Consider the following 15720-nt stretch of genomic DNA (forward strand, 5'->3'; position numbering starts at 1 on the left):
GCGCTGGTGGTGGTGCTGTTCATCGGGGTGTACCTCGACGGATGTCAGTCGTGCTGGCGGTCGCTGTGGGGTCCAGCCCCGCCGGCGTTCGGCGCGGGGTGTGGGGCGGAGCCCCACGAGGCCCCGGCCCCGCCCCGCTACGTTCCCGGGGTGTCCTCGCCCGGTTCCTCCGGCGGAGCCTCCGGCTGTGGCGGGGTCACCGGCGGCTGCGGCTTCGGCGGGCGGGGGAGGCCCCCGCTCGTGTCCCGCAGGTACGAGCCGTCGCCCGGATCCGCCGCCGGGCCCGCCGCCGGGTCACGGCGGCGCAGGTACCGCTCGAACTCCCGGGCGATCGCGTCGCCCGAGGCCTCGGGCAGGTCGGCGGTGTCCCGCGCCTCCTCCAGCGTCTGGACGTACTCCGCCACCTCGCTGTCCTCGGCGGCCAGTTGGTCCACGCCCAGCTGCCACGCCCGCGCGTCCTCCGGCAGTTCGCCCAGCGGGATCCTGATGTCGATCAGGTCCTCCAGCCGGTTCAGGAGGGCCAGCGTCGCCTTCGGGTTCGGCGGCTGCGACACGTAGTGCGGCACGGCCGCCCACAGCGACACCGCCGGCACCCCGGCGTGCGTACAGGCCTCCTGCAGAATGCCCACGATGCCCGTGGGGCCCTCGTACTTGGTCTCCTCCAGGTCCATGGTCCGCGCCAGGTCCGCGTCCGAGGTGACCCCGCTCACCGGCACCGGCCGGGTGTGCGGGGTGTCCCCCAGGAGCGCCCCGAGGATGACCACCATCTCGACGCCCAGCTCGTGCGCGAAGCCGAGGATCTCGTTGCAGAACGACCGCCACCGCATGGACGGTTCGATTCCGCGCACCAGCACCAGGTCGCGCGGCTTGGCCCCGCCGATCCGGACCACCGAGAGCCGGGTCGTCGGCCACGTGATCTTCCGTACCCCGTTGTCCAGCCACACCGTGGGCCGGTTGACCTGGAAGTCGTAGTAGTCCTCGGCGTCCAGAGCCGCGAAGACCTCGCCCTTCCACTCCCGGTCCAGGTGTGCGACCGCACCGGAGGCCGCGTCACCCGCGTCGTTCCAGCCCTCGAACGCGGCCACCATGACCGGGTCGATCAGCTCGGGCACGCCCTCAAGCTCGATCACCCAGGTCTCCTTCCGAAGTTCCTTGCGTACGTGGGCCAGCCTAAGCCTTGAGGGGACACCGGCCACAGCCCACGACAGAGGGGCGGTTCCCCTCGGAACCGCCCCTCTTCCCCACCTGCGCGAGAGCTATGCCTTGCGGGCCAGCATCTCCTCGACGCGGGCCTTGACGGAGTCGTCGTCCAGGCCGCGGATCGTCACCGTCGTGCGGCGGCGCAGCACGTCGTCGACGGTCTCGGCCCACTCGTGGTCGCGGGCGTAGGCGACCTGCGCCCAGATCTCCGGACCGTCCGGGTGGATGCGCTCGGCCAGCGCCGGGTCCTCGTTCGCCAGGCGGGCGATGTCGAAGGCCAGGGAGCCGTAGTGCGAGGCCAGGTGGCGGGCGGTCAGCGGGTCCATGCGGGTGCCGGGCTCACGGTCCACCAGCAGGCGGTGCGCGACCGCGTTCGGGTTGGCGACACCCGGCAGCGCGATCCGCCGCACGAGGGACTTCACCGGCTCCATGTCCTCGGTCAGCGGGCTGCCCGGGAGCTTGGCCAGCTTGTCCATGACGACGCGGCCGATGTGGCGGTACGTGGTCCACTTGCCGCCGGCGACCGACAGCATGCCGCCCGCACCCTCGGAGACGACGGTCTCGCGCTTGGCCTTCTCCACGCCGCCGGGGCCGCCGGGCAGCACGCGCAGGCCGGCGAAGGCGTACGTCATCAGCGAGCGGTCGAGGTCGGCGTCCTTCACCGAGAAGGCCGCCTCGTCCAGGATCTGCTGGATGTCGGACTCGGTGGCGCGCACGTCCGCCGGGTCGCCCTCGTACACCTCGTCGGTGGTGCCGAGCAGCAGCTGGTCCTCCCACGGGAGGGCGAAGGTGATGCGGTACTTGTCGATCGGGGTGGCCATGGCGGCCTTCCACGGCGACTTGCGCTTCATGACGATGTGCGCGCCCTTGGAGAGGCGGATCGACGGCATCGAGTGCTTGTCTTCCATGCGCCGCAGGTGGTCCACCCACGGGCCGGTGGCGTTGAGCACGACGCGGGCGTCGATCCCGAACTCGGTGCCGTCCAGGCGGTCCCTGAGCTCGGCGCCGGTGACGCGGCCGCCGGTCTTGCGCAGGCCAGTCACCTCGGCGTGGTTGAGGACGACCGCGCCCGACTCGACGGCCGCGCGGACCGTCATGACGGCGACGCGGGAGTCGTTCATCTGGTGGTCGTAGTAGACCGCGACGGCCTTGAGGTTGTCGGTCTTCAGACCGGGGTTGTCGGCGACGGCACGGGCGGGGGATATGACCTTGCCCATGCCGTCGCCGAAGGCCGAGAGGGCGGAGTAGGCGAAGACGCCCGCGCCCAGCTTGGCCGCACCCACCGGACCGCCCTTGTAGACCGGCAGGTAGAAGGTGAGCGGGTTGACCAGGTGCGGGGCCACGTCCTTGGCCAGCACCCGCCGCTCGTGGTGGTTCTCCGCCACCAGCTTGACCGCGCCGGTCTGCAGGTAGCGCAGGCCGCCGTGGACGAGCTTGGAGGAGGCCGAGGAGGTGGCGCCGGCGAAGTCGCCGGCGTCCACCATGGCAACCCGCAGACCCGACTGCGCGGCGTGCCAGGCCACCGAGGTGCCCAGGATTCCACCGCCGATGACCAGCAGGTCGTACGTGGCCTTCGCCAGCTGCTCGCGGGTCTCGGCACGGCTCGCGTTCGCGCCGGCGGTCGGGTGCGTACCCAGGGCGGGGACGCTCTGCAGGGTGCTCATATCTCTTTCAGCTCCTCGTCGATTGACTCAGCTGGTGCGGATCAGCTGGCGTCTTCGTCGTCGACCCAGCCCATGGAACGCTCCACGGCCTTGAGCCAGCTCTTGTACTCGCGGTCCCGCTGGTCGGCGGGCATCCGCGGGGTCCACTCCGCCGCGCGGCGCCAGTTGGCGCGCAGGGCGTCGGTGTCGGGCCAGAAGCCGACGGCCAGGCCGGCGGCGTAGGCGGCGCCGAGGCAGGTGGTCTCGGCGACCATCGGGCGCACCACGGGGGCGTCCAGGAAGTCCGAGAGCGTCTGCATCAGCAGGTTGTTGGAGGTCATGCCGCCGTCGACCTTGAGGGCGGCGAGCTCGACGCCCGAGTCCTTGGTCATGGCGTCGGTGATCTCGCGGGTCTGCCAGGCGGTGGCCTCCAGGACGGCACGGGCGATGTGCGCCTTGGTGACGTACCGGGTGAGGCCGGCGATGACACCGCGGGCGTCGGAGCGCCAGTACGGGGCGAACAGGCCGGAGAAGGCCGGCACGAAGTAGGCGCCGCCGTTGTCCTCCACGGAGGAGGCCAGGGTCTCGATCTCGGCCGCGGACTTGATCAGGCCCATCTGGTCGCGCATCCACTGGACGAGCGAGCCGGTGACGGCGATGGAGCCCTCCAGGGCGTAGACCGGCTTCTGGTCGCCGATCTGGTAGCCGACCGTGGTCAGCAGGCCGCTGTAGGAGTTGATGATCTTGTCGCCGGTGTTCATGAGCATGAACGTGCCGGTGCCGTACGTGGACTTGGCCTCGCCCTCGGCGAAACAGGTCTGGCCGAAGAGGGCGGCCTGCTGGTCGCCGAGCGCCGAGGCGACCGGGACGCCGGCGAGGACGCCGTCCTTGACGTGGCCGTAGACCTCGGCGGAGGACTTGATCTCGGGGAGCACGTTGAGCGGGACGCCCATCGACTCGGCGATCTTCTCGTCCCACGCCAGGGTGTGCAGGTTCATCAGCATGGTGCGCGAGGCGTTGGTGACGTCCGTGACGTGCGCACCGCCCTGGGCGCCACCGGTGAGGTTCCAGATGACCCAGGAGTCCATGGTGCCGAAGAGGATGTCGCCGGCCTCGGCGCGCTCGCGCAGGCCCTCGACGTTGTCGAGCAGCCAGCGGACCTTCGGGCCCGCGAAGTAGCTCGCCAGCGGCAGGCCCGTCTCGCGGCGGAAGCGGTCCTGGCCGACGTTGCGGCCGAGCTCCTTGCACAGGGCGTCGGTGCGGGTGTCCTGCCACACCAGCGCGTTGTGGACCGGCTCGCCGGTGTGGCGGTCCCACAGCAGGGTGGTCTCGCGCTGGTTGGTGATGCCGATCGCCTTGACGTCGGCGGCCGTGATCTCGGCCTTGGCGATGGCGCCGGCGACGACCTCCTGGACGTTGGTCCAGATCTCGGTGGCGTCGTGCTCCACCCAGCCCGGCTTCGGGAAGATCTGCTCGTGCTCCTTCTGGTCGACGGCGACGATGCGGCCGTCGCGGTCGAAGACGATGCAGCGGGAGGAGGTGGTGCCCTGGTCGATCGCGGCGATGAAGGGGCCGGTGCTGCTGGTCATGATGGCTGCTCCTGGCAGGTCTGGTGAGTAGGCGGAATCAGGAGTGCGATGCGGATCTTACGAGCGCTGCAGATGCTGATCAGGCGAACGCGATGTTGTAAAGACCGCCGGCGAGCACGGCACCGACGAGCGGGCCGACCACCGGGATCCAGGAGTACCCCCAGTCGGAGCCGCCCTTGTTGGGGAGCGGCAGCAGGGCGTGGACGATGCGGGGTCCGAGGTCGCGGACCGGGTTGATGGCGTAGCCGGTCGGGCCGCCGAGGGAGAGGCCGATGCCGACCACCACGAAGGACGTGATCAGGACGCCGATGACGCCGAGTCCCTTGCCGCCGTCCTGCAGGCCCTGGGTCAGGATCGCCAGGACCAGGACGGCGGTGCCTATGATCTCGGTCGCCAGGTTCTGGACGACGTTGCGGATCTCGGGGCCCGTGGAGAAGATGCCGAGCACGGGGCCGGCCACGTCGTGCGGGTGCGGGTCCTCCGGACCGAGCTTGGCGTCGCGGATGTGCTCGGGGTCCGCGAGGTGGACGCGGAACTGGCCGTAGTAGGTGATCCACATCAGGACCGCGCCGAGCATGGCGCCCAGGAGCTGGCCGGCGAAGTAGACGGGCGTGTCGCCCCACTCGCCGGTCTTGACGGCGATGCCGACGGTGACCGCCGGGTTGAGGTGCGCACCGGAGAGCGGCGCGGACACGTAGGCCGCGATCAGGACCGCGAAGCCCCAGCCGAAGGTGATCGCGAGCCAGCCCGCGTTGCGGGCCTTGGAGCTCTTGAGTGTCACTGCGGCGCAGACGCCACCGCCGAGCAGAGTGAGCAGGGCGGTACCGATGGTCTCGCCGATGAAGATGTCGGAGCTGGACACCCGCGACTCCTTACGTACGTCCAGGGGTGGGCGGACACCGGGTCCCTCCGGTGGTTCCGCGCACTCGGTGAGTGCTGCACCGGTCCTTGGCCTTGTCGCATCCTAGCGCGTATTGCCGGTAGGTGTTCGACAATGCCGACCGATGAACGGCAGTTTTCCGCCCAGGTGAAGAATGCGTCAAGGGTCGGCCAGGCCAATGTGTCGGATCGTTACCAGCAGGTGCGATCAGCCAAATCCAGCCATTCGAAGGCCGAGATGTGGCGAAAAATGGGCAGATTAGGGCCAGGTGATGGCCGAAGCCTGTTAAAGGGAGGTCAGAACCGGCCTGCGCCGAGATCGCGTGAAACGGAGCGCGCACAGTCGCGCACCGAGGCCACGAGGGACGCACGGGGCTCCCCGCCCTCGCCGCACACCCGTTCCACCGCGCCCGCCACCGCGACCGCGCCCACGGGCATCCGGCGCCGGTCGTGGATCGGCGCCGCCACCGAGGCGATGCCTTCCCACGTCTCCTCGACGTCCGCGGCCCAGCCGCGCGCCCGGGTCAGGCCCAGGATCTCCTCGAAGCCGACGGCGTCGGTGACCGTACGCGGGGTGAACGCGTCGCGTTCCGCCTCCAGGGCCTCGGTGTGCGCGACCGGGTCGTAGGCGGACAGCACCTTGCCCAGGGCGGTGGAGTGCAGCGGCTGCATGGCCCCGACCTCCAGCACCTGGCGGCTGTCGTCGGGCCGGAACACGTGGTGCATGATCAGCACCCCGCTCTGGTGCAGCACGCCCACGTACACGCTCTCGCCGCTCGCCCGGGCCAGGTCGTCCGTCCACACCAGGGCGCGGGCGCGCAGCTCGTGGACGTCGAGATAGCTGTTGCCCAGGCGCAGCAGCTCGGCGCCCAGCTGGTAGCGGCCGGAGGCCGGGTCCTGCTCCACGAAGCCCTCCGCCTGCAGGGTGCGCAGGATGCCGTGGGCCGTGCCCTTGGCCAGGCCCAGCGACGAGGCCACGTCGGAGAGCCCCAGCCGGCGCTCGCCGCCCGCCAGGAGTCGCAGCATCGCAGCGGCTCGTTCGAGCGACTGGATGTTCCGTGCCATCGCGCAGCCTCCTGCTGACCTTCGTGTCTACTGACCATCTTGACGCGGTTCGACAATGCTGAACAGTATCGGTCGATGCCGACCTCGCGCACCGTCGGAGATCTGTTCGCCGTACGGTCACCGGGACACCCGCGCCACGTTCCCGCCACAGAATGCAGTCCGCCACGTGGGACACCCACACCGGGGCCGGTGCCTCACGGTTACCCTGGCCGCGTGCACCCCTGACACAGCGGGGGTGCAAAGCCGACAGCCGTCGCATCCCAGGGAGCACTCCATGGCCTCGTTGCCGAACCCGCCCGCCGACACACAGACCCGGGCCGGCGCCCTCCGGGAGGCGCTCGCGACCCGCGTGGTCGTCGCCGACGGGGCCATGGGAACGATGCTCCAGGCGCAGGACCCCACCCTCGACGACTTCCAGCAGCTCGAAGGCTGCAACGAGGTCCTCAACGTCACCCGCCCCGACATCGTCCGCACGGTGCACGAGGCGTACTTCTCGGTGGGCGTGGACTGCGTCGAGACCAACACCTTCGGCGCGAACTACGCGGCCCTCGCCGAGTACGACATCGCCGAACGCAACTTCGAGCTCTCCGAGTCCGGCGCCCGCATCGCCCGCGAGGTCGCCGACGAGTTCACCGCGTCCACCGGACAGCAGCGCTGGGTCCTCGGCTCCATGGGCCCCGGCACCAAGCTGCCCACCCTCGGCCACATCACCTACGCGCAGATCCGCGACGCCTACCAGACCAACGCCGAGGGCCTGCTCGCCGGCGGCTCCGACGCGCTGCTCGTCGAGACCACCCAGGACCTCCTGCAGACCAAGTCCTCCATCATCGGCGCCCGCCGCGCCATGGAGGCGCTCGGCGTCAGCGTCCCGCTGATCTGCTCCGTCACCGTCGAGACCACCGGCACCATGCTCCTGGGATCCGAGATCGGCGCGGCCCTGACCGCGCTGGAGCCCCTCGGCATCGACATGATCGGCCTGAACTGCGCCACCGGCCCCGCCGAGATGAGCGAGCACCTGCGCTACCTCGCGCGCAACGCCCGCATCCCGCTCTCCTGCATGCCCAACGCCGGCCTGCCCGTCCTGACCAAGCAGGGCGCGCACTACCCGCTGACCGCCCCCGAGCTCGCCGACGCCCAGGAGACCTTCGTCCGCGAGTACGGCCTCTCCCTGGTCGGCGGCTGCTGCGGCACCACCCCCGAACACCTGCGCCAGGTCGTCGAGCGGGTCCGCGGCACGGCCGTCGTCCCGCGCGACCCCCGGCCCGAGCCCGGCGCCGCCTCCCTCTACCAGACCGTGCCCTTCCGCCAGGACACCTCGTACATGGCGATCGGCGAGCGCACCAACGCCAACGGCTCCAAGAAGTTCCGCGAGGCCATGCTGGAAGGCCGCTGGGACGACTGCGTCGAGATGGCCCGCGACCAGATCCGCGAGGGCGCGCACATGCTCGACCTCTGCGTGGACTACGTCGGCCGCGACGGCGTCGCCGACATGGAGGAGCTCGCCGGCCGCTTCGCCACCGCCTCCACCCTGCCGATCGTCCTGGACTCCACCGAGGTCCCCGTCATCAAGGCGGGCCTGGAGAAGCTCGGCGGCCGCGCCGTCATCAACTCGGTGAACTACGAGGACGGCGACGGCCCCGAGTCCCGCTTCGCCAAGGTCACCCGGCTGGCCCAGGAGCACGGCGCCGCGCTCATCGCGCTGACCATCGACGAGGAGGGCCAGGCCCGCACCGTCGAGCACAAGGTCGCCATCGCCGAGCGCCTCATCGAGGACCTCACGGCCAACTGGGGCATCCGCGAGTCCGACATCCTCATCGACACGCTGACCTTCACCATCTGCACCGGCCAGGAGGAGTCCCGCAGGGACGGCATCGCCACGATCGAGTCGATCCGCGAGCTCAAGCGCCGCCACCCCGACGTCCAGACCACCCTGGGCCTGTCGAACATCTCCTTCGGCCTCAACCCGGCGGCCCGCGTCCTGCTGAACTCCGTCTTCCTCGACGAGTGCGTCAAGGCGGGCCTGGACTCGGCCATCGTCCACGCGTCCAAGATCCTGCCGATCGCCCGGTTCGACGAGGAGCAGGTCACCACCGCCCTCGACCTGATCTACGACCGGCGCGAGGGCGACTACGACCCGCTGCAGAAGCTGATGGCCCTCTTCGAGGGCGTCAACACCAAGTCCCTCAAGGCCGGCCGCGCCGAGGAACTCCTCGCCCTGCCCCTGGAGGAGCGCCTGCAGCGCCGCATCATCGACGGCGAGAAGAACGGCCTGGAGGCCGACCTCGACGAGGCCCTGGTGACCCGGCCCGCCCTCGACATCGTCAACGACACCCTCCTGGAGGGCATGAAGGTCGTCGGCGAGCTCTTCGGCTCGGGCCAGATGCAGCTCCCCTTCGTCCTGCAGTCCGCCGAGGTCATGAAGACGGCCGTGGCCTACCTCGAACCGCACATGGAGAAGACCGACGACGAGGGCAAGGGCACCATCGTCCTCGCCACCGTCCGCGGCGACGTCCACGACATCGGCAAGAACCTCGTCGACATCATCCTCACCAACAACGGCTACAACGTCGTCAACATCGGCATCAAGCAGCCCGTCTCCGCGATCCTCGAAGCCGCCCAGGAGCACAAGGCCGACGTCATCGGCATGTCCGGCCTGCTCGTGAAGTCCACCGTGATCATGAAGGAGAACCTGGAGGAGCTGAACCAGCGCAAGCTGGCCGCCGACTACCCGGTGATCCTCGGCGGCGCCGCCCTCACCCGCGCCTACGTCGAGCAGGACCTCCACGAGATCTACGAGGGCGAGGTCCGCTACGCCCGCGACGCCTTCGAGGGCCTGCGCCTCATGGACGCCCTCATCGCCGTCAAGCGCGGCGTGCCGGGCGCCACCCTGCCCGAGCTCAAGCAGCGCCGCGTCGCCAAGCGCGACACGCCCGCCCTGCAGGTGGAGGAGCCCGAGGAGACCGGCGGCCGCTCCGACACGTCCGTGGACAACCCGGTGCCCACCCCGCCGTTCTGGGGCACCCGGGTGGTCAAGGGCATCCCGCTCAAGGACTACGCCTCCTGGCTGGACGAGGGCGCCCTCTTCAAGGGCCAGTGGGGCCTGAAGCAGGCCCGCGCCGGCGGGGCCACGTACGAGGAGCTCGTCGAGAGCGAGGGCCGCCCGCGGCTGCGCGGCCTGCTGGAGAAGCTGCACACCGAGAACCTGCTGGAGGCGGCCGTCGTCTACGGCTACTTCCCCTGCGTCTCCAAGGGCGAGGACCTGATCATCCTCGACGACGCCGGCAACGAGCGGACCCGCTTCACCTTCCCGCGCCAGCGCCGCGGCCGCCGCCTGTGCCTCGCGGACTTCTTCCGCCCGGAGGAGTCCGGCGAGACCGACGTCGTGGGACTCCAGGTGGTCACCGTCGGCTCGAAGATCGGCGAGGCCACGGCCAAGCTGTTCGAGTCCGACTCCTACCGCGAGTACCTGGAGCTGCACGGCCTGTCCGTCCAGCTCGCCGAGGCCATGGCCGAGTACTGGCACGCCCGCGTCCGCGCCGAGCTCGGATTCGGCGGCGAGGACCCGGCCGCGGTCGAGGACATGTTCGACCTGAAGTACCGCGGTGCCCGCTTCTCCCTCGGCTACGGCGCCTGCCCCGACCTGGAGGACCGCGCGAAGATCGCCGACCTCCTCCAGCCCGAGCGGATCGGCGTCCACCTCTCCGAGGAGTTCCAGCTCCACCCGGAGCAGTCCACGGACGCCATCGTCATCCACCACCCCGAAGCGAAGTATTTCAACGCACGCTGAGCTCCGGCGACGTACACTTGTCGGTCCCATACAGGCCGGTCGCCTGTTCCCCGGGGGATGCCCCGCGGGAAGAGGTGACCGGCCTTCTCGTCCCTTCGAGAGGTACGCGCATGACGAGCACCGTTCCCGCCCCCGTCACCCGCACGGCCGACGGCTCGGCCCTGCAGGCGGTGCTGCTCGACATGGACGGCACCCTGGTGGACACCGAGGGCTTCTGGTGGGAGATCGAGGCCGAGGTCTTCCACGAACTCGGCCACCGCCTGGAGGACGCCTGGCGCGACGTCGTCGTCGGCGGCCCCATGAGCCGCAGCGCGGGCTTCCTGATCGAGGCGACCGGCGCCGCCATCGGCCTCGCCGAGCTGAGCGTCCTGCTCAACGAGCGCTTCGAGGCCCGCATCGCCGACCAGGTCCCCCTGATGCCCGGCGCCGAGCGGCTGCTGGCCGAACTGGCCCGGCACAACGTGCCCACCGCCCTCGTCTCCGCCTCGCACCGCCGGGTCATCGACCAGGTCCTGCTCACCCTCGGCCGCGACCGCTTCACGATGACCGTCGCCGGCGACGAGGTCGCCCGTACCAAGCCGCACCCCGACCCGTACCTGCTCGCCGCCCGGACGCTGGGCGCGCACCCCTCGCGGTGCGCGGTCATCGAGGACACCCGCACCGGTGTGGCGGCCGCGGAGGCCGCCGGCTGCCGGGTCGTGGCCGTCCCCTCGGTCGGCGTGATCGAACCCGCCCCGGGGCGTACGGTCGTCCGCTCGCTGGAGGACGTCGACCTGGCGTTCCTGCGCTCCCTCGTCGCCCCCATGAACTGAGAGTGACGAGCGGGCCGGGCCGGCGCCCGGCCCGCTCCCGGCGGGGACCCCGCTCCGCCCAATGGGACACATCGGCATGCAGTGCCCTACATCGGTATGCATCGCCACGCGCTGGAATCCTCTGAGCACGCTCCGTGCCGAATGGAACCCCGTCGGGCGACGTCCTGACGGAAGGATCTTCCGTCGCAGGCTCCGGAGGCTGAAATTCCATCCCCTCCAGGGTCGTTGCGCAGGGTGACCTTGGTCACGCGCCACACCCCCGACGGGCCTGTCCGGACGCCCCGGCGGCTTCCAATGTGTCCACATTGATCAGCCCCTGACCGAATCTGCGGAGCCCTGCCTGTGAACAGGCAGTTCCCTCCGATCACGGTGCGATTACGCCCCAAGTCCGGCCAGTTCCAGCCATCCCGCCCCGGACCACTAGTGTCGAGCCGGGCACTGCGCCGCACCCAGCCGCGTCCCGGACACACACCCCTGTTCCGGACCGCGTGGACCGATCGTCACAACACCGGCCCGATCGTTCCGCCCTGAACGGGCGACCGCCGCGAAGTGCCCTTCACACCGCTTTGAGCAAGTGCCGGTTACAGGGAGTACTTCCAGCATGAACCGCAAGACCATGGTGCTGACGGCCGCGGCCGGACTGCTCACCCCCGCGCTGGCCGCATGCGGCACCGCGAGCGGCGGAGGAGCAGGATCCGCGGCGATCGTCGTCGGGACCACCGACCGGTTCGAGGCCGCAGACTTCGCTCCCGCCCCCTTCGACCCCGCCTACGCCTACGACGCCGGCGCCTGGAACATCCTGCGCCAGACCGTCCAGACGCTGATGCACACCCCCCGCGGCGGCGGCCAGCCCGTCCCCGAAGCCGCCTCCGCGTGCCGCTTCACCGACTCCGGCAACGAGAGCTACCGCTGCACCCTGCGCCCCGGGCTCAAGTTCGCCAGCGGCGACCCGCTCACCGCCAAGGACGTCAAGTTCTCCATCGACCGCGTCCTCGCCATCAAGGACGAGAACGGCCCCTCCTCCCTGCTCTCCACCCTCGACAGCGTCGAGGTCAAGGGCGAGGACACCGTCGTCTTCCACCTGAAGACCCCGGACGCGACCTTCCCCTTCAAGCTCTCCACCCCCGCCGCCGGCATCGTCAGCGAGAAGAACTACGACGCCAAGAAGCTCCGCGAGGGCTTCGAGGTGGACGGCTCCGGGCCCTACACCATGAAGGCCGAGGTCAAGGAGAACCGCCTCGTCCGCGCCGTCTTCAGCAAGAACCCCCACTACAAGGGCGACATCAAGCTGCAGAACGACAAGGTCGAGCTGCGGACCTACCCCGACGCCCCGGCCATGGGCAAGGCCCTCACGGACGGGAAGATCCACATGGTCTCCCGCACCCTGTCGCCCGCCCAGATCACCGAACTCAGCGCCAACCCGCCCAAGGGCGTCAAGCTGGTCCCGATGCCCGGCCTGGAGATCCGCTACCTCGGCTTCAACACCGACGCGCCCGTCGTCAAGGACAAGGCCGTGCGCCAGGCGCTCGCCGCCGCCGTCGACCGCGGCGCGCTGATCTCCAAGGTCTACGGCAAGTCCGCCCAGCCGCTCTACTCGCTGGTCCCCACCAGCGTGACCGGCCACGTCAACTCCTTCTACAACAAGTACGGCGACGGCAACACGCCCAAGGCCGCCGCACTGCTGAAGGAAGCCGGCATCAAGACCCCGGTCAAGCTGACGCTGCACTACACCAGCGACCACTACGGCGACGGCACGGCCGCCGAGTTCGAGGCCCTCAAGGCCCAGCTCAACGCCACCCAGCTGTTCGACATCACCGTCCAGGGCAGCGAGTGGGCGGAATTCCGCCCCGCCCAGAAGAAGGGCGACCACGCCGCCTACGGGCTCGGCTGGTTCCCCGACTACCCGGACGCCGACAACTTCCTCGCCCCGTTCCTGGAGCAGGACAACTTCCTGGGCACGCCGTACGCCAACAACGCGGTGCGCACCAGGCTCCTCCCCGAATCCCGGCGCGCGGTCGACCGTAACGTCGCCGCCCCCGCGATCACGGAGATGCAGGACATCGTCGCCGAGGACGTACCCGTCCTGCCCCTGTGGCAGGGCAAGCAGTACGTCGCCGCACGCGACGGGATCACCGGAGTGGAGTGGTCGGTCAACGCCATCTCCGACCTCCAGTTGTGGGAGCTCGGCCGTGGCGTAAGCGGCTGAGCAAGGCAGAGACCGGCAGCGGGTGTCGCGGGCCGGAGCAACGAAACAGTTCGACTGTGAAGGACGTTCGCGTGAATCGACGTAACCAGTGGCTCGCGGCCCCGCTCGGCGCGGCCACCGCCGCCGCGCTGCTCAGCGGTTGCGGTTCGACCGATGGCTCCAATGCCGGCAGCGGCAAGGGCGTGGTCATGGGCATATCCGACAAGGTGAAGTCCACCGACCCGGCGTCCGGCTACGACCCGGGCTCCTGGCTGCTCTTCAACAACGTCTTCCAGTCGCTGCTGAGCTTCCCCAAGGGCGGCACCACCCCCGAGCCCGACGCCGCTCAGAGCTGCGGCTTCGAGGGCGGCGACAGCAAGCTCTTCAAGTGCACGCTCAAGTCCGACCTGAAGTTCAGCAACGGCAACGAGCTCACCTCGAAGGACGTCAAGTACTCCTTCGAGCGCACCCTGAAGATCAACGACGAGAACGGCCCCGCCGTCATGCTCGCCTCGATCGCCGGCATCGACGCCCCCGACGACAAGACCGTCGTCTTCCGCCTGAAGACCTCCGACGCCACCTTCCCGAGCAAGATCGCCTCGGGTGCGGGCTCCATCGTCGACCACCGCGAGTACCCGGCCGACAAGCTCCGCACCGACAACAAGGCCGTCGGCTCCGGCGTCTACAAGCTCGACTCCTTCAGCGAGAAGAGCGCCTCCTTCTCGGTCAACGAGTCCTACACCGGCAAGGCCAAGGCCAAGAACACCGGCGTCACCCTGAAGTTCTTCAACGGCGACCAGGCCGGCCTCAAGACCGTCCTGGAGAGCGGAGACGTCGACTTCGCCTTCCGCGGCCTCGCCGCCAAGGACATCGCCGCCCTCGCCTCCAGCAAGACCGGCGACGAGAAGGTCGACGTCGTCCAGGGCACCGGTGCCGAGGTCGAGCACATGGTCTTCAACATGAACGACCCGGTCGTCGGCAAGCTCCCCGTCCGCAAGGCCATCGCCTACCTCGTGGACCGCGAAGCCCTCGTCAAGGACGTGTACGCCGGCACCGCCACCGCGCTGTACTCCATCGTCCCCACCGGCATCGCCGGCCACACCACGCCGTTCTTCGACCGCTACGGCGGCACCCCGCAGCCCGAGAAGGCCAAGGCCGTCCTCAAGGCCGCGAACATCACCGGCAAGGTCAAGGTCACCCTCTACTCCACCCCGTCCCGCTACGGTCCCTCCACCGACCAGCAGTTCGAGGTCATTGCCAAGCAGCTCAACGACAGCGGCCTCTTCGAGGCCGACGTCAAGTCCGTCGAGTACGAGCAGTACGAGCAGGACATCCAGGCGGGCAAGTACGGCATCTACGTCAAGGGCTGGGTCCCCGACTACCCGGACGCCGACAACTTCACCCAGCCGTTCTTCGGCCCGGGCAACGTCCTGAACAACAACTACGACAACAAGGAGATCACCGGGACCATCATCCCGTCGACCTCCGCGAAGTCCGACCGCACCGCGGCCAACACCGACTACAACCGGCTCCAGGACATCGTCGCCGACGAGCTCCCGCTCCTCCCGCTCTGGCAGGGCAAGCAGTACGCCGTCACCCGCCAGAACGTCAACGGCCTCCAGTGGTCCCTGGACGCCTCCACCGTCTTCCGCTTCTGGGAGATCAGCAAGGGCTGATCCGGGCCGCCCCCGGACACACCACGGGGCCGCACGCACGAGAGAACCTCGCGCGTGCGGCCCCGCGGCCGTTCCCGGCACGGACCCCGGCCGAGGACGGGGCCGCGACCGCTGCGGCTACTGTGCCCCCGGACGCACCAGACCGCTCTCGTACGCGTACACCGCGGCCTGCACCCGGTCACGCAGCCCCAGCTTCGTCAGGACGTGCCCCACGTGCGTCTTGACCGTCGTCTCGCTCACGAACAGGTCCGCCGCGATCTCCGCGTTCGACAGGCCCCGCGCCACCAGCTTCAGCACCTCCACCTCGCGCTCGGTCAGCGTCCCCAGCGTGTCCGGGACGCGCTCCTCACCCGACGGCAGATGCCCCGCGTACTTGTCCAGCAGCCGCCGCGTGATGCTCGGCGCGAGCATCGCCTCGCCCGCCGCCACCACCCGGATCGCCTGCACCAGCTCACCCGCCGGCGCGTCCTTCAGCAGGAACCCGCTCGCCCCCGCCCGCAGCGCCTCCACCACGTACTCGTCCAGATCGAACGTCGTCAGCACCAGCACCTTCGCCGGACCGTCCCGGCCCGGACCCGTGATCTGCCGCGTCGCCTCGACCCCGTCCATCCGCGGCATCCGGATGTCCATCAGCACCACGTCCGGCTGCAGCGCCCGCACCTGGTCCAGCGCCTGAAGACCGTCCCCGGCCTCGCCGACCACCGCCAGGTCCTCCTCCGCCTCCAGGATCATCCGGAAGCCCGTGCGCAAGAGTGGCTGGTCGTCGACCAGGAGAACGCGGATGGCCACGGGCGAAACCTCGTATTCGTCGGACGGCTGCGGCGGACACGCCCATTCTGCCCTGATCCGACGATCAAGCGGCCCGGGCCCCGCAGGCCCTCCCG

General features: G+C 69.9%; 10 protein-coding genes. 4 read left to right on the top strand and 6 right to left on the bottom strand.

Annotated features, from left to right (window positions below; genetic code table 11):
- Positions 1-137: 137 nt before the first annotated feature.
- The 5 genes from AB0O53_RS30390 to AB0O53_RS30410 all read right to left on the bottom strand — a co-directional run bounded on the left by AB0O53_RS30390 (position 138) and on the right by AB0O53_RS30410 (position 6376).
- On the bottom strand, positions 138-1130 hold the full coding sequence (locus AB0O53_RS30390; protein ID WP_350998283.1) for a PAC2 family protein: 993 nt from the start codon (positions 1128-1130) through the stop codon (positions 138-140).
- Positions 1131-1256: 126 nt separating this feature from the next.
- Positions 1257-2864 (bottom strand): glycerol-3-phosphate dehydrogenase/oxidase, encoded by a 1608-nt coding sequence (locus AB0O53_RS30395; RefSeq protein ID WP_350998280.1) that lies wholly within the window; start codon positions 2862-2864, stop codon positions 1257-1259.
- Positions 2865-2905: 41 nt separating this feature from the next.
- Positions 2906-4432, bottom strand: coding sequence for a glycerol kinase GlpK (gene glpK, locus AB0O53_RS30400; protein WP_350998277.1), 1527 nt, complete (start codon positions 4430-4432; stop codon positions 2906-2908).
- A gap of 79 nt (positions 4433-4511) precedes the next feature.
- Entirely contained in the window at positions 4512-5294 is a 783-nt protein-coding gene (locus AB0O53_RS30405; RefSeq protein ID WP_365199941.1) for an MIP/aquaporin family protein, read from the bottom strand.
- A gap of 314 nt (positions 5295-5608) precedes the next feature.
- Positions 5609-6376, bottom strand: a complete 768-nt coding sequence (locus tag AB0O53_RS30410; RefSeq protein ID WP_350998271.1) for an IclR family transcriptional regulator — start codon at positions 6374-6376, stop codon at positions 5609-5611.
- A 274-nt stretch (positions 6377-6650) separates the two neighbouring features.
- On the opposite strand from AB0O53_RS30410, the gene metH reads away from it, so the two are divergent.
- The 4 genes from metH (at position 6651) to AB0O53_RS30430 (ending at position 14836) form a co-directional block, all read left to right on the top strand.
- A complete protein-coding gene (gene metH / locus AB0O53_RS30415; protein ID WP_365199944.1) occupies positions 6651-10163 on the top strand; it encodes a methionine synthase in 3513 nt (1170 codons plus the stop codon).
- Positions 10164-10273: 110 nt separating this feature from the next.
- Positions 10274-10975, top strand: coding sequence for an HAD family hydrolase (locus AB0O53_RS30420; protein WP_350998265.1), 702 nt, complete (start codon positions 10274-10276; stop codon positions 10973-10975).
- Positions 10976-11576: 601 nt separating this feature from the next.
- Positions 11577-13181, top strand: coding sequence for an ABC transporter substrate-binding protein (locus AB0O53_RS30425; RefSeq protein ID WP_350998262.1), 1605 nt, complete (start codon positions 11577-11579; stop codon positions 13179-13181).
- Between the two features lie 71 nt (positions 13182-13252).
- Positions 13253-14836 carry an ABC transporter substrate-binding protein gene (locus tag AB0O53_RS30430; protein ID WP_350998259.1) on the top strand — a complete coding sequence of 528 codons (1584 nt, stop codon included), beginning with the start codon at positions 13253-13255 and terminating at the stop codon, positions 14834-14836.
- A 117-nt stretch (positions 14837-14953) separates the two neighbouring features.
- Here AB0O53_RS30430 and AB0O53_RS30435 read toward each other — a convergent pair whose 3' ends face one another.
- The gene (locus AB0O53_RS30435) at positions 14954-15625 is read right to left on the bottom strand and encodes a response regulator (RefSeq protein ID WP_350998256.1); all 672 of its coding nucleotides are present in this window, start codon (positions 15623-15625) and stop codon (positions 14954-14956) included.
- Between the last annotated feature and the right edge of the window lie 95 nt (positions 15626-15720).

This window comes from Streptomyces erythrochromogenes, from assembly GCF_040684695.1.
GTDB lineage: Bacteria > Actinomycetota > Actinomycetes > Streptomycetales > Streptomycetaceae > Streptomyces > Streptomyces erythrochromogenes_C.